19 protein-coding genes are annotated in these 17884 nt (G+C 66.1%); 16 read left to right on the forward strand and 3 right to left on the reverse strand.

All coding sequences use genetic code 11. The annotated features are described in order from the left end of the window. The first annotated feature begins 106 nt into the window (after window positions 1–106). From gcl to bcp, 5 genes are all read left to right on the forward strand, one after another. Complete coding sequence (gcl, locus tag KTR40_RS16910; RefSeq protein WP_139030653.1) at window positions 107–1897, forward strand: glyoxylate carboligase; 1791 nt, start codon at window positions 107–109, stop codon at window positions 1895–1897. Window positions 1898–1899: 2 nt separating this feature from the next. Next, window positions 1900–3108 carry a glycerate kinase gene (locus KTR40_RS16915; RefSeq protein WP_228404474.1) on the forward strand — a complete coding sequence of 403 codons (1209 nt, stop codon included), beginning with the start codon at window positions 1900–1902 and terminating at the stop codon, window positions 3106–3108. Then, window positions 3101–4444, forward strand: coding sequence for an allantoinase AllB (gene allB / locus KTR40_RS16920; protein WP_228404475.1), 1344 nt, complete (start codon window positions 3101–3103; stop codon window positions 4442–4444). Before KTR40_RS16915 ends, allB begins: the two co-directional genes overlap by 8 nt. Window positions 4445–4452: 8 nt before the next feature. Next, window positions 4453–5094: a winged helix-turn-helix domain-containing protein gene (locus KTR40_RS16925; RefSeq protein ID WP_228404476.1), complete on the forward strand. Its 642-nt coding sequence runs from the start codon at window positions 4453–4455 to the stop codon at window positions 5092–5094. An 81-nt stretch (window positions 5095–5175) separates the two neighbouring features. Next, complete coding sequence (gene bcp / locus KTR40_RS16930; protein WP_139030657.1) at window positions 5176–5655, forward strand: thioredoxin-dependent thiol peroxidase; 480 nt, start codon at window positions 5176–5178, stop codon at window positions 5653–5655. A 108-nt stretch (window positions 5656–5763) separates the two neighbouring features. On the opposite strand, the gene KTR40_RS16935 is transcribed toward bcp, so the two are convergent. After that, window positions 5764–7278 carry an MFS transporter gene (locus tag KTR40_RS16935; RefSeq protein WP_171059124.1) on the reverse strand — a complete coding sequence of 505 codons (1515 nt, stop codon included), beginning with the start codon at window positions 7276–7278 and terminating at the stop codon, window positions 5764–5766. A 59-nt stretch (window positions 7279–7337) separates the two neighbouring features. After that, complete coding sequence (locus KTR40_RS16940; RefSeq protein ID WP_139030658.1) at window positions 7338–7541, reverse strand: hypothetical protein; 204 nt, start codon at window positions 7539–7541, stop codon at window positions 7338–7340. Window positions 7542–7635: 94 nt separating this feature from the next. Between KTR40_RS16940 and KTR40_RS16945 the strand changes: the two genes are divergently transcribed. Continuing rightward, window positions 7636–8214 carry a GNAT family N-acetyltransferase gene (locus KTR40_RS16945; RefSeq protein WP_139030659.1) on the forward strand — a complete coding sequence of 193 codons (579 nt, stop codon included), beginning with the start codon at window positions 7636–7638 and terminating at the stop codon, window positions 8212–8214. Between the two features lie 215 nt (window positions 8215–8429). On the opposite strand, the gene KTR40_RS16950 is transcribed toward KTR40_RS16945, so the two are convergent. Further along, on the reverse strand, window positions 8430–8753 hold the full coding sequence (locus KTR40_RS16950; protein ID WP_228404477.1) for a hypothetical protein: 324 nt from the start codon (window positions 8751–8753) through the stop codon (window positions 8430–8432). A 330-nt stretch (window positions 8754–9083) separates the two neighbouring features. Between KTR40_RS16950 and uraD the strand changes: the two genes are divergently transcribed. The 10 genes from uraD to KTR40_RS17000 all read left to right on the forward strand — a co-directional run bounded on the left by uraD (window position 9084) and on the right by KTR40_RS17000 (window position 17842). After that, window positions 9084–9581, forward strand: a complete 498-nt coding sequence (gene uraD, locus KTR40_RS16955) for a 2-oxo-4-hydroxy-4-carboxy-5-ureidoimidazoline decarboxylase (RefSeq protein ID WP_139030661.1) — start codon at window positions 9084–9086, stop codon at window positions 9579–9581. Further along, window positions 9578–9916 (forward strand): hydroxyisourate hydrolase, encoded by a 339-nt coding sequence (uraH, locus tag KTR40_RS16960; RefSeq protein WP_139030662.1) that lies wholly within the window; start codon window positions 9578–9580, stop codon window positions 9914–9916. Before uraD ends, uraH begins: the two co-directional genes overlap by 4 nt. 27 nt (window positions 9917–9943) lie before the next feature. After that, entirely contained in the window at window positions 9944–10258 is a 315-nt protein-coding gene (locus KTR40_RS16965; protein WP_228404478.1) for a hypothetical protein, read from the forward strand. A 74-nt stretch (window positions 10259–10332) separates the two neighbouring features. Further along, window positions 10333–12012: an amidophosphoribosyltransferase gene (purF, locus tag KTR40_RS16970; RefSeq protein WP_139030664.1), complete on the forward strand. Its 1680-nt coding sequence runs from the start codon at window positions 10333–10335 to the stop codon at window positions 12010–12012. Then, window positions 12009–13169: a phosphoribosylformylglycinamidine cyclo-ligase gene (gene purM, locus KTR40_RS16975; RefSeq protein ID WP_139030665.1), complete on the forward strand. Its 1161-nt coding sequence runs from the start codon at window positions 12009–12011 to the stop codon at window positions 13167–13169. Before purF ends, purM begins: the two co-directional genes overlap by 4 nt. A 412-nt stretch (window positions 13170–13581) precedes the next feature. Further along, window positions 13582–13887 carry a hypothetical protein gene (locus KTR40_RS16980; RefSeq protein WP_139030666.1) on the forward strand — a complete coding sequence of 102 codons (306 nt, stop codon included), beginning with the start codon at window positions 13582–13584 and terminating at the stop codon, window positions 13885–13887. A 653-nt stretch (window positions 13888–14540) separates the two neighbouring features. Next, a complete protein-coding gene (locus tag KTR40_RS16985) occupies window positions 14541–14846 on the forward strand; it encodes a hypothetical protein (RefSeq protein ID WP_228404479.1) in 306 nt (101 codons plus the stop codon). 157 nt (window positions 14847–15003) lie between these two features. Further along, complete coding sequence (locus KTR40_RS16990) at window positions 15004–15774, forward strand: ATP-binding cassette domain-containing protein (RefSeq protein WP_228404480.1); 771 nt, start codon at window positions 15004–15006, stop codon at window positions 15772–15774. Next, window positions 15774–16574, forward strand: a complete 801-nt coding sequence (locus KTR40_RS16995) for an ABC transporter ATP-binding protein (RefSeq protein WP_228406183.1) — start codon at window positions 15774–15776, stop codon at window positions 16572–16574. Before KTR40_RS16990 ends, KTR40_RS16995 begins: the two co-directional genes overlap by 1 nt. Continuing rightward, complete coding sequence (locus KTR40_RS17000) at window positions 16571–17842, forward strand: MFS transporter (protein WP_228404481.1); 1272 nt, start codon at window positions 16571–16573, stop codon at window positions 17840–17842. The genes KTR40_RS16995 and KTR40_RS17000 overlap by 4 nt, the downstream gene beginning before the upstream one ends. Window positions 17843–17884: the final 42 nt, after the last annotated feature.

Genomic DNA, 17884 nt, shown 5'->3' on the forward strand with positions numbered 1-17884 from the left:
ACACCAGCAGGGTGCCCGCCGTCGTACATAAAACGACGGCGGTCCCCTCACCACACCCAAAAACACTCAGACTTCGCCCCAAGAGGGGCACAACAAGGAGCACCCCATGAGCAAGATGCGTACCGTTGATGCAGCGGTGGCCATCCTGGAAAAGGAAGGCGCCATCGAGGCGTTCGGCCTGCCAGGCGCCGCCATCAACCCCTTCTATTCCGCAATGCGCGCCCACGGCGGCATCCGCCACACCCTGGCCCGCCACGTTGAGGGCGCCAGCCACATGGCGGACGGTTTCAGCCGCGCCAAGGACGGCAACATCGGCATCTGCATCGGCACCTCCGGCCCGGCCGGAACGGACATGATCACCGGGCTTTACGCCGCCTGGGCAGACTCCATCCCCATGCTCTGCATCACCGGCCAGGCGCCGGTGGCCAAGCTGCACAAGGAAGACTTCCAGGCCGTGGACATCGAGTCCATCGCCAAGCCCGTGACCAAGATGGCCATGACCATCCTGGAGCCCGGCCAGGTTCCCGGCGCGTTCCAGAAGGCCTTCCAGCTGATGCGCTCCGGCCGCCCCGGCCCCGTGCTGCTGGACCTGCCCATCGACGTGCAGCTGGCCGAGATCGAGTTCGACATCGACACCTACGAACCCCTGCCCATCGAAAAACCGAAGGCCTCCCGCAAGCAGCTGGAGAAGGCATTGGACATGCTCACCGCGGCCAAGCATCCGCTGATCGTGGCCGGCGGCGGCATCATCAATGCCGGCGCCTCTGAACAGCTGGTTGAGCTGGCCGAGATCCTGAACATCCCGGTCATCCCCACGCTGATGGGCTGGGGCACCATCCCGGACGACCACCGGTTGATGGCCGGCATGGTGGGCCTGCAGACGAGCCACCGCTACGGCAACGAGAACTACCTGCAGAGCGACTTCGTGATCGGCATCGGCAACCGCTGGGCCAACCGCCACACCGGCGGCCTGGAAACCTACACGGCCGGCCGCACGTTCGTACACATCGACATCGAGCCCACGCAGATCGGCCGGGTATTCTCCCCGGACCTGGGCATCGCGTCCGACGCCGGTGCGGCGCTGGCAGGGCTGGTTGAGCTCGCCAAGGAGCGCAAGGCGGCAGGCTCCCTGCCGGACTACGGCGCCTGGGTTGCCGAATGTGCCGAGCGGAAGGCATCCCTGCACCGCAAGACCCACTTCGAGAACATCCCCATCAAGCCGCAGCGCGTGTACGAGGAAATGAACAGGTCCTTCGGCCGCGACACCATCTACGTGTCCACGATCGGCCTGTCCCAGATTGCCGGCGCGCAGATGCTGCACGTATTCGGCCCGCGCAAGTGGATCAACGCCGGCCAGGCAGGCCCGCTGGGCTGGACCGCCCCGGCAGCCCTCGGCGTCGTCCGCGGCAAGCCCGACGAAACCGTGGTGGCCCTCTCCGGCGACTACGACTTCCAGTTCATGATCGAGGAACTGGCCGTGGGCGCGCAGTTCAACCTGCCGTACATCCACGTGGTGGTGAACAACTCCTACCTGGGCCTGATCCGCCAGTCCCAGCGTGGCTTCAGCATGGAGCAGAACGTGTCCCTGGCGTTCGAGAACATCAACAGCACGCACCTGTCCGAGGAGACCCGCGGCTACGGGGTGGACCACCTGAAGGTGGCCGAGGGCCTGGGCTGCAAGGCCGTACGCGTGGAGGACCCCAACGATCTCGCCGCCGCCTTCGACAAGGCCAAGGCCCTCATGGGCGAATTCCAGGTTCCCGTGGTGGTGGAAGTGATCCTCGAAAAGGTCACCAACATCTCCATGGGACTGGAAATCAACGCCATCAACGAGTTCGAGGAACTGGCAGAGACCGCTGCCGATGCGCCCACCTCCATCCTGGCGCTGCAGGCCTGACCATGCGGATCGTCATTGCCCCGGACAAGTTCAAAGGATCCCTGTCCGCACCGGAAGTGTGTGCGCACTTGGAGAAGGGCCTGCAACGCGGGGCCGAAACGGCACACATCCACAACCTGGATGTGGTCCGGATTCCGGTGGCCGACGGCGGCGAGGGCACCCTCGACGCCGCCGTCGGCTCCGGTTTCACACGCCGCGGCGCGGTGGTGGCAGGACCCACCGGCGACGCGGTCATGGCGGAGTTTGCCGTCCGCGGCAATGAAGCGGTCATTGAAATGGCGGCTGCCTCGGGCCTGGCCCTGCTCCCCGCCGGTGCCCTGGTGAACGGACGGCCAGGCCCGACGGCGGCACGCACCGCCACCAGCATGGGCACGGGCCAGCTCATCCGCGCCGCCCTGGACGCCGGCTGCAACCGCATCATCCTCGGGGTGGGCGGCAGCGCCAACACCGACGGCGGCGCCGGCGTCCTGCAGGGCCTCGGCGCCAGGTTCCTGGACAGTGCGGGCCGCGAACTTCCGGCCGGCGGGGCGGCACTGGCCCACCTGGACCGGATCGACCTCAGCGGATTCGAACCCCGGCTGAAGGACACGCGCTTTGTGCTGGCGTCCGACGTCGACAATCCCCTGCTAGGTGCCCGGGGCGCCGCGGCGATCTTCGGCCCGCAGAAGGGCGCCGCACAACAGGACGTCGAGCTGCTCGACGCCGCCCTGGCCAGGTTTGTCGAAGTCCTGGCCAGGGAGATCGGATTCCGCGCGGTGAAGGCCGCCGAGGCTCCCGGTGCCGGGGCAGCCGGCGGCGTTGGCTACGCAGCCATCGCCGTGCTGGCCGCGACGCGGCGGCCGGGAATCGACGTCGTCCTGGAATTCACGGAAGTGGAGCAGAAACTTGCCGGCGCCCACCTGGTGATCACCGGCGAAGGCAGCTTGGATGAGCAGAGCCTGCTCGGCAAAACACCCCTGGGTGTGGCGCGGGCAGCCGCAGCTCAAGGGGTCGCGGTGATCGCCGTGTGCGGACGGTCCACCCTTACGCAGGGCGAGGCGAATGCCGCCGGATTCGAGGACGTTTACGCTTTGACGGAACTCGAAAGCAATGTAGACAGGTGCATAGCAGGGGCAGCGCAGCTTCTGGAGCAGTTGGGCACCCGGATCGGCGGACGGCTGGCAGCCAACACGCCTGCCACCGCAAGCACCAAGGAGGACCTCCGTGTCTGAAGAACGTCTTGACCTCGTCATCCGGGGCCGGCGCATCCTTACCACCGCCGGCATCGCGCCGCGCGAGGTTGGCGTCCGCAACGGCAAAATCGTCGCGATCGAACCGCTCGGCACCAACCTGGCCGGCACCGAGGTCCTGGAACTGGCCGACGACGAAACCCTGATCCCCGGCCTGGTGGACACCCACGTCCACGTCAACGAACCCGGCCGCACCGAGTGGGAGGGCTTCGCCTCGGCCACCCGCGCCGCGGCGGCGGGCGGCGTGACCACCATCATCGATATGCCGCTGAACTCCGTCCCGCCCACCACTACGGTGGAAAACCTGAAGCTCAAGCGCGAGGTGGCCGAGGACCAAGCGTTCATCGACGTCGGATTCTGGGGCGGTGCCGTCCCCGGCAACAAGGCCGACCTGCGCCCCCTGCATGACGAGGGTGTCTTCGGCTTCAAGTGCTTCCTCCTGCACTCCGGCGTGGACGAGTTCCCGCACCTGGACGCGGACCAGATGGAGGAGGACATGAAGGAACTCAAGTCCTTCGACTCCCTCATGATCGTCCACGCCGAGGACCCGCACACCATCGACCGCGCACCGCACCCCGGCGGCGCCCATTACTCCACGTTCCTGGCCTCCCGCCCCCGCGGTGCCGAGAACAAGGCCATCGCCGAGGTCATCGAACGGGCCCGCCGCACCGGTGCGCGCGCCCACATCCTGCACCTGTCGTCGTCAGACGCGCTGCCCATGATTGCCTCCGCAAGGCGCGACGGTGTCAAGCTCACCGTTGAGACGTGCCCGCACTACCTGACGCTGACGGCGGAGGAGATCCCGGACGGCGCAACGGCCTACAAGTGCTGCCCGCCCATCCGCGAGGCCTCCAACCGGGAACTGCTCTGGCAGGGGCTGCTGGATGGCACCATCGACTGCATCGTCTCGGACCACTCCCCCTCCACACTGGACCTCAAGGACCTGGAAAACGGCGACTTCGCCGTGGCCTGGGGCGGCGTCTCATCGCTCCAGCTGGGCCTGTCCCTGATCTGGACGGAGGCCCGGGACCGCGGCATCCCGCTCGAGCAGGTGGTGTCCTGGATGGGCGAAAAACCCGCCGCCCTGGCGCAGCTCTCCGGCAAAGGCCAGCTGGCGGTGGGGTTCGAAGCCGATTTCGCCGTTTTCGCTCCGGACGAAGCCTTCGTGGTGGACGTCTCCAAGCTCAAGCACAAGAATCCCATCACCCCCTACGATGGCAAGGCCCTCTCCGGCGTGGTCCGCAAGACGTTCCTGCGCGGCGCCTTGGTGGACGGCAAGACCCCCATGGGCAAGCTGATCCGCCGCGGCGGAGCCTAGGACGCGCCATGGCAGTGGAAGCCCACCATCCGAGGGGGTTGTCCCGGCATCCTGTTCCGGCCGAGCGCCCTGCTGCCCAGCCTCCCCGGGCAGCTGCCCGCGGCCTTGCCGTGTGGGTGGTCCCCAGGGAAGGCACCAGTCCCGAACTCATCGCCCGCGCCGCCCAACTGGTGCTTGCCCGGGCCCTCCAGACCGCTCCGGAGGCGGAAGTCCACGTGCCTGCCGCCGGAGCACCCACACCCGCGACACCCAGCCAGTCAGCGTCGGAGAACCCAGGCGGTAAGCAGGACGACGACGGTACGCGCCTCCCGCCGTCGGCCGGCCCTGTCAGCAGGGTGGCCGTGGACCTGGCGGCGGATACCGTCCTGCTGGACGGGCGCCCGGTGCCGCTGACAGGCGTCGAATTCAAGGTGCTCAGGTACTTGGTGACCCACCTGTCGCGGCCCGTGGACCGGGAGGAATTGCAGGCGTTCCTGGAGTCGCTGCAATTTCCCGGTGCGTCAGCCCGGGCCATCGATGTGTATGTGGGCCGGATCCGCCGGAAACTCGGGAATGCGCGCCATGCCGTTGCCACCGTCCGGGGCGGCGGATACCAGTTTGTGCCCGGTCCCTGCGCCACGGTTCGCGGCCCGGCGGAATACTGCATATGACGCCGGAGTTGTATGACTAAGCGGAAACCCGCTTCACTTGATGTTTTGCCATTACCTGACAAAGACTTCCAAAGGAATGCCATGAGCCAGACCCTGACCACCAAGCTTCAGCCCGGAACCCAGGCCCCTGATTTCACCCTCCAGGACGCCCAGGGCCGCGGGACTGCCTTGGCCGACTACCGTGGCAAGAACGTCATTGTGTACTTCTACCCCAAGGCCGCCACCCCGGGCTGCACCACCGAGGCCTGCGACTTCCGCGACAGCCTGGCCTCCCTGCAGGGCAAGGGCTACGAGGTCATCGGCATCTCCCCCGACGCCCCCGAGGCCCTGGCCGGCTTCACGGGCGACTTCTCCCTGACCTTCCCGCTGCTCTCCGACCCCGACCACGCCGTTGCCTTGGCCTACGGCGCCTGGGGCGAGAAGCTCGTCAAGGGCGAAATCGTCGAGGGCATCGTCCGCTCCACCGTGGTGGTGGACCCCGAAGGCAAGGTCACCCTGGCCCAGTACCAGGTGAAGGCCGACGGCCACGTCGCAGCCCTGAAGGAAGCCCTGGGCATCTGACGCTCTCTCACTTAACGCGGCATTTCCCCGGACGCTCTCGCACTTAACGCGGCATTTCGACCAACGCTCCCGCACTGCGCACCTGCGCACTGCGGGAGCGTTCAGGGTTTAAGGCTCTGCCCCCTTCGCCGCCCGCTCGTCTGCCGCCGCCTGCTCGTCTGCGGCCGCCCGGGCGTAGGAGACTGAGATCCGCCGGTAGACCGGGGTCAGGAAGGCCAGTAGCGCGGCCACAACCATGATGGTGCCGGCAACCAGGAACACCAGGGCGATCCCGCGGGAGGTGCCTTCGCCCAGGAGCGGAGCCAACTGGGCGGCGCCGTCGGCGGAGCGTGCGTAGGGGATGATCCAGAACTGGGCGATCGGTGCGATGAGGAATGCCGTGACCGGCGAGGCCGCGGACTCGAACGCCATGGCGAATCCGAACACCCGGCCCTGCCGCTGCAACGGCACCACCTGCTGGATGACGGTCTGCTCCGCCGCCTCCACAAAAGGCACCAGGACCAGGTACGCCCAGATTCCGGCGATGTAGAGCCATGCCCACTCCCGCAGCGTGAACACCGCCCCGAGGACCCCCATCAGGACCACGGCGAGGAGCAGGGTGCGCAGCGGGTTGGACCCCAGCCCGAACTTTCCGATCAGGGCACCGCCCACCAATATCCCGGTGAAGCCGACAGCAGAGAAGATGCCCCACAGCTCTACCGGGAACATTTCCAGGCCGTACGGGTCCATCAACGCCATGTACACGCCACCGATGAAGTTGTTGAACGTGGAGAAGAGGATCAGTGCGAAAAGCCCCGAAATGGCCAGCACTGCGGCGAGGGAGCCGCGCAGGTCGAACCCGCCGTGGGCGTCGGTTGCAGCCGCGCGCACCTCCTCGGGCATGCGCAGGGTGAGCAGGTGCGCGAACGCGAGTGCGGTGAGCACCAGGGCGGCTCCGATGGTCCAGCCCATGCCCAGCAGTCCCACCGAGAGCCCGGAAAGCACTGAAGTGACAATGAACATCAGTCCCTGCACCATGCCCACCAGCCCGTTGGCGTTAGCGCGCCGGTCCGGCTCGATGAGGATGGTGACAGTGGTGGAAAGGGCGATGTTCCGCATGTTCTCCACCACGGCGCCGATCAGGACGACCAGGACGAAAATCCAGAACCACGGCCGCGCCAGGTCCAGCAGCGCCGACGAGGGCGTCAGCAGGAACATGACCCCGGACAGCACGAACATCACCAGGGTGAAGGCAGCGGCAAAGCGCATCACGGCCAGTTTGCGGTAGCGGTCCACAAAAGTGCCGAAGCTGATGCTGGAAAGGGCGATCAGCAGCATATAGGCGCCGCCCACCACTCCGGTAGCTATGACGTTGCGCGTTTCCAGGTACACCCAGAACGTCAGCGCGAACCAGAGGTAGCTGGTGGTGACATTGGCGAGGGCGGTGTTCACCAGGATCCCGGTGAAGGTGCGGGAGCGCTGGGCCGGAGTGCGCAGCGAAGTGTCGACGGCGTCCGGATCAGTGAGGTGCGGAGCCTCCCCTACCTCCACGGGCGCGGACGTGTCCGCCATGTCCTCGCTGGGTCTTTTCCCGCCGTCGGAAGCCGAAGCGGCGCGCGGCCGGACCGGTTCCTGCTCGGTCATGCGTCCCAGTGTAGTGACAACTGACACTCATGGACACGGCCAGGACCAGCAAGAGGGGGTCAGCGTTGGTCGCGGTCGTTGAATTCAACATCCAGTTCGTAGTGGCGGAACTCCGTTTCACGGTTCACTTCCCCGTCGACCACCACTTCGTGGTCAAGCTGGCGTTGAACCCGGCTGTCCAGGACCTGGAGTTCCTGGTCAGACACCTTTTCCAAATCATCCGGGAACTGGTCTTCCGGAGTGAGGTGCAGCTTATCGTTCATTGACCGCCATGCCTTCCTGCAGTTGCCTGGCTGCCCAGTCTAGCGCTGCTTGCGCGCCGTTGCCGGACTCCCTGCCCGGTGACAGGATGGCCGCATGGCGATCCACGTCCGTCCCGCAACAACGTTCGAGGACGTCAAAACCGTGCTGGGGCCAAAGCGGCCGGACGCGAACGTGTGCTGGTGCCTGAGCTACCGCGTCCCGTCCAGGCTGAACCAGGCCCTGCGCGGGACCGAGCGCGGGGACCTGGTCAGGCAGTTGGTGGCGGAGGATCCTCCGCCAGGGGTTTTAGCGTACGACGGCGATGAGCCAGTTGGGTGGGCAGCGGTCCACCCGCGTGCGGACACGAGTTTCGCCGGCAACCGGAAGATCCCGCACGTGGACAGCCTGGACGTGTGGTCCGTCTGGTGTATCAGGGTGCGGCCGGGATACCGCGGCAGGGGCATTTCGCACCATTTGCTGGCTGGCGCCGTGGACCTGGCCCGGAGCTATGGCGCACCGGCCGTAGAGGGCTATCCGGTGGATAACGGCGGCAGGAAAGTGGACCTCACCATGGCCTATGTGGGCACCCGGAAACTGTTCGAGGACGCGGGTTTCAGCAAGGCCGCGGACACGGAGTCAGTCCTGAATGGCTTCCCGCGGGTGCTGATGCGACTTGAGTTGCAGCCGCGCTGAAGACGCCCAGACCTTAGGGGGCCCAGGGCTGAAAGGCGTCAGGGCTTCTTCCACCAGCTACCCGGCCAGCCCTCATCAATTGCCCACAGCGCCAGGAGCAGCGCGTCGGCAGTCATGAGGCCAGCAATAAGGTACGCCCACCCTGTAAACCAACTCATCGCAATCTCCTGACTTGGTAAAACCCCCAGCCACTCGATTGCTCATAAGTGTGGCACTTAAAGCGCCGCTACGGAACGGCTCCAGTCCGCAGTCCTGAAAAGCGCTTCCAACCTGTGGTGCGCTTCGGTTTCCAGCTTGAGGCGGCGGGTCAGCTTCTCCACCTGCTGGGACATTTCGGCGCCTAACGGAAGCCTGTCCCCCGGCCAGCTCCAGACCTCCCGCGATTCCGCCAAGGCCTCGGCCAGCGCACTGGCGGCAGCGCGCACCTTCCGCCTGTGAAAGTAGACGCGCAGTAACGCCCGGCCCTTGACAAGGGCCGCATCCAGGGCCGCGCAGGCCAGGGCAGTGACCGCCTGGTCTTTGATGTTGATTTGTCGCATGGGCTGCACCTTCTCCGAGCCGTTCAGCTTCCCGGCGGGTCGTCTTTGACCCTCGTCCGTGGAAGCTGCTGCCTGTCTTCGAGTGTCCCGCGCGCACCTCAACGTCCAGGCAAGCCGGCCTAAGGATTTCCGCAAGATCGGGTAACGCGGCATCTGTTGTAGTCTCTTGACACCACAGCCTGACTGCTTTTCAATATTACGTATGCTGAAATAACAGTTCCATGATGCGGAATCCGCGTAGCAGTCCTGCTGTTGCCGGCGCCGGAAAGGCCGGCCTCCGCATAGCCGTCGCCATGGATGCCAGCAGATCGCACCTAGGAACCAGCCAGCATGAAGCTTGCCGAATTCAACAGCGCGGACCCCGGGCGGGCCGCGGAAACCTTGAGGCCCTGCATCGACGTCACACGATGGGTGGATGCCATCACGGCCAGCCGCCCGTTCACCAGCAAGGACGCCCTGCTCGCTTACGCGTCGCAGGCAGCCAGCCCCTTCACCCCTACTGAGGTTGAGGCCGCCATGGCGCACCATCCGCGCATCGGGGAACGTCCGACGGCGGCCAGCACCGAAGCGTCCATGTCCCGTTCCGAGCAGGCCGGGGTAGATCCTGCGGACACCGCCATCGCCGAAGCCCTGGCCCGCGGCAACAGGGATTATGAGGAGAAGTTCGGGCGGGTTTTCCTCATCCGGGCCGCCGGCCGCACCGCTCCGGAAATCCTGCAGGCCCTGAACGAACGGCTGGCGAACTCCCCGGCCGAAGAAGACACCATCGTGGCCCAGCAGCTGCGCGAAATCGCCGTACTCCGGCTTGAAGGACTGATCACCGAATGAGCGTCTCGCACATCACTACGCACATCCTCGACACCGGCGCCGGACGCCCGGCGGCGGGAGTCGCCGTCGTCCTTTACCGGAATGATGGCGGCACCTGGCGCCACGTTGCAGATTCCACCACCGACACCGACGGCCGCGCCAAAGACCTAGGACCGGAACGGCTGGAGGCCGGGCACTACAAACTCAACTTCGCCACCGGCGACTACTACGCGGGCCTGCAGACAGCCACGTTCTTCCCCGAGGTTGACCTGGTGTTCGAGGTGACCGGGCCGGAGCACTACCACATCCCCCTCCTCCTGAGCCCGTTCGCCTACTCCACCTACCGCGGCAGCTGAGGGCCGCGAAAAATGTAGGCTTGAAGCATGCCTTCTGAACAACCCCCCGCCGAGCGGCGCGAAGTTACGGTCCGCCGTGCGCCCAAGTATGTGCCGTTCCTCATCCTCGGCGCACTGGTGGGCATCGGGGCCGCAGCGGTGGCGGCCTACGCTGTTCCGGCGAACCCCAGCTTCGACGCCGGCGCCGTCTTCGGGTTCTTTATGGTCCTGTTCGCCGGCGGTGGCGCCATCCTCGGCGCGGTGCTGGCACTGGTCCTGGACCGCCGCAGCGTCAGGCGGCAGGAGCGGGCCGTGGTGGAAGCCGTGCCGGACTCCGAGCCGGACACAGATCCCCAGCCGTAGGCCCGGTGCAACGGGCCCGGGTCACAAACGGGCTGCCGGAAAAGTCCTACCCCATGTCGTGAGATAATCGACCAGTGGCACGCGGCGATGGAAAACTTTCCCATGATCTTCTCCCTGGCGAAAAAGGCCCGCAGGACGCTTGTGGCGTCTTCGGAGTCTGGGCACCAGGTGAAGAAGTAGCAAAACTTACCTATTACGGGCTGTATGCACTGCAGCACCGCGGTCAGGAGTCGGCTGGTATTGCCACCAGCGACGGCAAGCGGATCAACGTCTACAAGGACATGGGACTCGTCTCCCAGGTCTTCGACGAGACCACGCTGAACACCCTGACCGGGCACCTGGCGGTAGGACACTGCCGCTACTCCACCACCGGCGCGAGCCACTGGGCCAACGCGCAGCCCACCCTCGGGGCCACGAGCACCGGCACCGTCGCCTTGGCACACAACGGCAACCTGACCAACACGGCCGAGCTCAACGCCATGATCCAGGAGCGCCACGGCGACCAGCTCACCGGCGAAATGAAGCAGGGCAACACCTCGGACACCGCCCTGGTCACCGCGCTGCTGGAGGGTGAACCGGGCAAGAGCCTCGAAGAGACCGCCATCGAGCTCCTGCCCAAGATCAAGGGCGGCTTCTGCTTCGTCTTCATGGATGAAGGCACGCTGTATGCCGCCAGGGACACCTACGGCATCCGCCCGCTGGTCCTTGGCCGGCTGGAGCGCGGCTGGGTGGTCGCTTCCGAGCAGTCCGGCCTCGCCACCGTGGGCGCCAGCTTCATCCGCGAAATCGAGCCGGGCGAATTCATCGCCATTGACGAGCAGGGCGTACGGTCGCAGCGTTTTGCGGAGCCGACGCCGGCCGGTTGCGTTTTCGAATACGTCTACCTTGCGCGTCCGGACGCCGCCATCGCCGGCCGTTCCGTGTATGAGTCCCGCGTGGAGATGGGCCGCCAGCTTGCCCGCGAGAACACGCAGGTGGCGGACATCGTCATCCCTGTCCCGGAGTCCGGCACGCCGGCAGCCGTGGGCTACGCCGAGGAATCCGGCATTCCCTTTGCCCATGGCTTCGTCAAGAACTCCTACGTGGGCCGCACCTTCATCCAGCCGTCCCAGACCCTCCGCCAGCTGGGTATCCGGCTGAAGCTCAACGCCCTCGAATCCGTGATCCGCGGCAAGCGCGTTGTGGTGGTGGATGACTCCATCGTCCGCGGCAACACCCAGCGCGCCATTGTCCGCATGCTCCGGGAGGCCGGGGCAGCCGCCGTCCACGTCAAGATCTCCTCCCCGCCCGTACAGTGGCCCTGCTTCTACGGCATCGACTTCGCCTCCCGGGCCGAGCTGATCGCCAACGGCGCCACCATCGACGAAATCTCGCAGGCCATCGGCGCGGACTCCCTGGCCTACATCTCCGAGGACGGGATGATCGGCGCCACCCGGCAGCCGCGGGAACGGCTCTGCACCGCCTGCTTCACAGGCAAGTACCCCATCGAACTTCCGGGCTCGGACAAGCTGGGCAAGAACCTGCTGGAACGCAAGGACCTCGGCGGACTGAAGCCCTCGCCGTCGGCCCTTCCGGGCGCAACAGCGGCCCTTTCCGTCGATTCCGAGGAGGATCCGGCGGAGAAGTCCGGAGCCACCGGGTGCGATCCCGGACCGGACTCCGAGTTTGAAAACCTGCTGACCGACGCCGATCTCGTGCCGGAGATTCATCAGGCAGTCACCACCCCCGACGCTGACAAGAAAGAGTCCGTATGACTTCCGCTGCTCCTGCCCCTGGCAACACCCCCGGTAACGCAGCCGGCATCACCTACGCCTCTGCCGGCGTCGACGTTGAAGCCGGGGACCGCGCCGTCGAGCTGATGAAGGGTGCCGTCAAGGCCACCCACAACTCCTCGGTGATTGGCGGGGTGGGCGGGTTCGCCGGCCTCTATGACGTCTCCAGGCTCCTGACCTACAAGAGGCCGCTGCTGGCCACGTCCACCGACGGCGTGGGCACCAAGGTTGCCATCGCACAGGCCATGGACATCCACGACACCATCGGGTTCGACCTGGTGGGCATGGTGGTTGATGACATCGTTGTGGTCGGCGCGGAGCCGCTGTACATGACCGACTACATCGCCTGCGGAAAAGTAGTGCCTGAGCGCATCGCCGATATCGTCCGCGGCATCGCTGCAGCCTGTTCCGTGGCCGGGACAGCACTGGTGGGCGGCGAGACCGCCGAGCACCCCGGCCTCCTGGGCGAGCACGAGTACGACGTCGCCGGGGCAGCCACCGGCGTGGTTGAAGCCGACCAGCTCCTGGGACCGGACCGGGTCCGCGCAGGCGACGTTGTAATCGGCATGGCCTCCTCCGGCCTGCACTCCAACGGCTACTCCCTGGTCCGCCGCGTGATCAACCACGCCGGTTGGGCACTGGACCGCCAGGTCTCAGAACTGGGCCGCACGCTGGGCGAGGAGCTCCTCGAGCCCACCCGGGTGTACGCCGCGGACTGCCTGGACCTTGCCCGCGCCTTCCCCGTCACCGGGACGTCCGCCGTGCACGGCTTCAGCCACGTCACCGGCGGGGGCCTCGCCGCCAACCTGGCACGCGTCCTCCCCCAGGGCCTGGTGGCTACCGTGGACCGGAACACCTGGGAACTGCCGGCCATCTTCAAGCTGGTGTCCGAACTGGGCAACGTGCCGCTGGCAGACCTTGAGCGCACCCTGAACCTGGGCGTGGGCATGGTGGCCATCGTCTCCGCCGATGCCGCCGACGCCGCAGTTTCACGCTTGAACGACCGCGGCCTGCCGTCCTGGATCATGGGCACCGTCACCGAGGATTCGGATTCCATCCTCAAGTCCGGCCCCGATTACGTGCAGGGCGCCAAGGGCGTTGACGGCGGCGCTGTCCGCCTGGTGAACGCATACGCTTAAACCCTTAGCGAGTGCTCCGTACCTGCCGTTTTGACCCATCAGAACGGCAGGTACGGGGCACTCGATTGCTTTTAACCGGTGCCCCTGGAATGCCGCCAGAACCGGAAATCCGAGGTAGAACACTCAGTTCCCTTGACTACTAAGCATGCTTAGCTTTAGGCTGTTAATTGGAAGCGCAATACAGATGATCAACGCGGGGCCTTCCGAAGGCCTGATGCCCAGCCCGAACAACCGGCGCTTGGGCGCCCGCACAGTTGGTCCGCCTTCCCCGCCGATCCGGCGGAAGCCAGAAGAAGCAACCACAGACACGCCAGGTACTTGCGCCGCGCACCAGCACGGTAGCAGCCAGTCGGAGTACTCATTCCGGACTGCCCGATAGGGCGCCAGGCCAATATCCAAGGGAGCAAAAACCATGTCAGTTCTTAAGAAAGCCACCGCCGCAGCCGCTGGAAGCCTGTTCCTGCTGGGCGCCGTTGCCGGACCTTCGCAGGCAGCAAACAACAACACCCTGAATGATGGCCTCGTCAACGTCACGGTCGGCGACGTCACCGTCAAGGATGCTGTTGACGTCAACGTGGCCGCCAGCGTCGCAGCGACCCTTTGCGACGTCGCTGACATCGGATCGATCGCAGTGCTTGGTGAAGCAGTAGACGCCACCGGCACCGAGCAGACCGTCTGCGATACCGCCACCGGCCCGGTTCGCATCGTGAATAACTAGCAGTTCAGCGGACTGGATTGAGGGACAATCCACAACGCGCCCAGCGCACCGTCCCCAATCCGGATCCACGCAAAGAGCCCCAGCCACCGGCTGGGGCTCTTTTGTGCCCAACAGCCAACCCCTGGATCCATCCTCCAATCCAGCCCGGACTACATGCGGGCACCAGTCCCGCCCCGATGACGTACACGGCGTCAGGCTCTGGACGACGGGCCGTCCGGCCGGTCAACGCCTACACCAAAACCCTATCGAGTGCTCCGTACCCGCCGTTTTGACCCATCAGAACGACAGGTACGGAGCACTCGATTGCTTCCAAAGGACCTAATGTCCAAGGATGCCATGCAATAAAGAATGTGATCCAGAACACTCGTTTCCCTTGACTGCTAAGCATACTTAGCTTTAGGGTCGAAGCATGGAAGGTGGCCAGGAGATGCTGGGGGACGCTTCTTCCGGGGCTTAGTATTTGGGCCCAAACCCGAGCCGAGATTTCTTCACGCGGATCGGATGGACTGTCTTTCACCGCACATTCGCGGAACCACGAATGCAACCACAGAGACGCTTGTTCCCTGCGCAATACAGCGCGGCCTGATTCAGCCCACGAGTCGTACCACGGGCTCCCTGAGGCCGGGATCAAGCTCAAATCAAGGGAGCGAAAAATGTCAGTATTCAAAAAAGCAGCCGCAGTAGCCGCCGGAACCCTATTCCTGCTCGGTTCAGTCGCCGGACCCTCCCAGGCGAAGGACAACACCACTATTAATGACGGTTTGGTCAACGTGACGGTCGGCGACGTCACCGTTCGGGATGCCGTCGACCTAAACGTTGCGGCATCCGTGGCGGCCACGGTCTGCGCACTTGTTGACGCAGATGTCCTGGTTCTCGCCCAACAGGTTGACGCTACAGGCAAGAAGGAAGTTGTCTGCAAGACGGACGCGGGCGCCGTGAAGCTTGTAAATAACAAGTAATACGCACATTGCGAGGGCCGTCGTCCGCGACCACCCTCACCGAAAATCCCTGGCCGCCCTGGCCGGGGATTTTCGTTTACGCATCGCAACAAATGATAATGATTCTTGATAGCATGTGTCTCGACCCTTAGTGATCCGCCCAAGAATCGACGTTTCCATGCCTCCGTCCGCCCTGTCCGTGACAGACCTTGCCCTCTCCAGCGGCACCGGGCAACTGGTGCATCCCCTGACCTTTTCAATAGGGGCTGGTGAGTGCGTTGCCCTGCTGGGAGCCTCGGGGTCGGGCAAGTCCCTCACGGCGTCGGCGCTGGCTGGCTCGCTTCCCGAGGGCATCACTGCCAGTGGGACGATCTCCTATCCGGCGGGACCAGTGCCGGGCAAGGCAGCCTTCATCAGCCAAGACCCGGCAACAGCCCTCAACCCGCTTGTTCCCGTCGGCAAGCAGCTTGCCATCCCGTTGCTCGCCAAGGGGTCCAACCGCGCAGAAGCAACGGCTGAAGCGGCCCGGCTGCTGGCACGGGCAGGCATCGAGGACCCCGACCAAGTTCTTCCGCGTTATACAGGCCAGTTGTCCGGCGGACAGCTGCAGCGCGTCTGCATCGCCCTGGCCCTGGCCTGCGGCAGTTCCGTCCTGGTGGCCGACGAACCCACCACCGCCCTTGACGCCGTCAGCCAGCTGAACGTACTCGCGACCCTCCGTGCATGGGGCACCGGGGGCCGCAGCCTAGTCTTCATTACCCACGACCTCACTGCAGCCGCCGCGCTGTGCACCCGGGCCATTGTGATGGAAGCGGGACGGATCGTGGAGCAGGCACCCATGGCCGAGTTGTTCGAGAGCCCGCAGCACCCCTACACGCGCCGCCTGGTCCAGGCAGCCGCCCGCGCGGCACAGCCCCTGGCCGCTGCACGGACGGCCGCTGCCGCGTGATGGAACCGCTCACCGCCGACGGCATCTCCTTCGGCTACACCAGGCCCGGTTTCCGCAAGGGCCGGCCCGCAGGAACACTGCACAACGTCAGCCTGCAGATTTCCCCGGGCACCAGCACTGCCTTGGTGGGGAGCTCCGGCTCCGGCAAGTCCACCCTGGTGCGGATCCTGCTGGCACTGGCAAAGCCCGACGCCGGCACGGTCACACTCGGCGCCCGGGCGGTAAGGCCCGGGCCCGTAAAGTCGCTGCGCTGGTACCGCAAGGCAGTTCAGTACATCCCGCAGAACCCGGCCGGTAGCCTCGACCCCCGCATGACTGTTGCGCAACTGTTGAAGGAGCCGCTGCGGCAGCTCCGGGCACCGGGAAACCATGGCCAGCTGGCGGTCCGGGCGCTGGAACGCGTCGAGATGTCCGCTGCCCTGATGGAACGCCGCCCCGGCGAGCTATCCGGCGGCCAGAACCAACGGGTGGCCACCGCCCGCGCGCTGGTGCTGCAGCCGGCCTACCTGCTGGCAGACGAGCCCGTCAGCGGCCTGGACCTCCCCCTGCGGGACAATGTCCTCTTGCTGCTGGACCGCCTGGTGCGGGACGAGGGACTGGGCCTACTCCTGGTGACCCACTGCCTCGCCACGGCCGCGAGGATGTGCGGCACCACGGCCGTCCTTTCACGCGGCCGGATCGTGGAGCACGCGCCCACCGACCAGGTGCTGTCGAGTCCCGCCAGCCCGGCCGCCGTCGCGCTCGTGGAGGCTTCAGCCGGCACCCAACTCCCCTACGCCGTCCCGGCGGCCGCTCTGTGACGGCCCTCAGCGGTGCAGAACGGACAGCAACAACGCCGCGCCCGGCACCCCGCCTGCTCCTGGCAAGCCAGCTTGTTTTCAACATCGGCTTCTATGCCGTGGTGCCGTTCCTGGCCCTGGTCATGACCCAGGACTTCGGCATGACCGCCACGGCCGTGGGTGTTGTCCTGGGAGCCAGGGTCTTCAGCCAGCAGGGGCTGTTCCTGGCGGGCGGGATGATCACGGACAGGTGGGGGCCGCGGCGGGCCATGCTGGTGGGCTGCCTCGTGCGCATTTCCGGCTACCTCACCCTGGCCCTGGCCGGCAGCTTTCCGCTGTTCCTCCTGGGCGCGGTCCTCACAGGCATGGGTGGTGCGCTGTTCTCGCCGGCGCTGGAGTCCTTGGTGGGCAAGGCGGAAGAACGACGGCGGAACACCCGCGGGAAGGCCGCGGGACTTTTTGCGCTCCTCGCCATCTGCGGAGAGATCGGTGCGGTGGCCGGGCCCCTGCTGGGCGCCCTCCTGCTGGACGTTTCCTTCAGCTGGGCAGCCGTGGCGGGGGCAGCGGTGTTTGCGGTGATCACCGTGGTGCTGTGGCGCAGCGTGCCCGCCGAGGCGCCGGACACCGTGCGCGGCCCACCTGCGGGTATCCGGCCCGCCGCACCTCGCGGTGAAGGGATTGCGGCGATGCTGCGGGAGAGGCGGTTTGTGGCCTTCGCGGCCCTGTACAGCGTCAACCTCCTGGCGTACAACCAGCTCTATTTCGGCCTCCCCATCGAACTAACCAGGAGCGGGGCGGGGGCCGGCGCGCTGGCCGGGCTCTTCGCCGCAGCCTCGGTCCTGACCATTGCGCTGCAGCTGCCCATCTCCCGGCTGACCGGCCGGATAGGCCCGGGACACGCGCTCACCGCCGGCTTCACCCTCAAGGGCCTCGCCTTCGCCGGAATGGCCCTGCTCGTCCAGTTCCCTGCCACCGGCACACTCCAGCTCCTGCCGGCACTGCTGCTGGTGGCGGGGCTCTGCCTGGGGCACATGTGCGTCGGTCCGGTGGCCATGCCGCTGGTCCTCGACTTTGCCTTGGGCCGCCGGTCCGGCATCTACTACGGACTCCTGGCGAGCATGGGCGGGTGCGCGGTGCTGCTGGGCAACGTCGTCCTGGGACCGCTCTACTCAGGGGCCACCCAGCCCGGCCCCGCCGCCGCCTGGCCCTGGGTGGTGATGGCGGCACTCACGGTGATTCCCGCCGTCGGACTTTCCAAGCTCCTGCCACCCGCGCGCCCTGCTCCCTAGCACTTAAAACCGGGCCAGAGCCTTGGCCAACCCACATCACAC

Source organism: Pseudarthrobacter sp. L1SW, from assembly GCF_020809045.1.
In the GTDB taxonomy this organism is placed as follows: Bacteria; Actinomycetota; Actinomycetes; order Actinomycetales; family Micrococcaceae; genus Arthrobacter.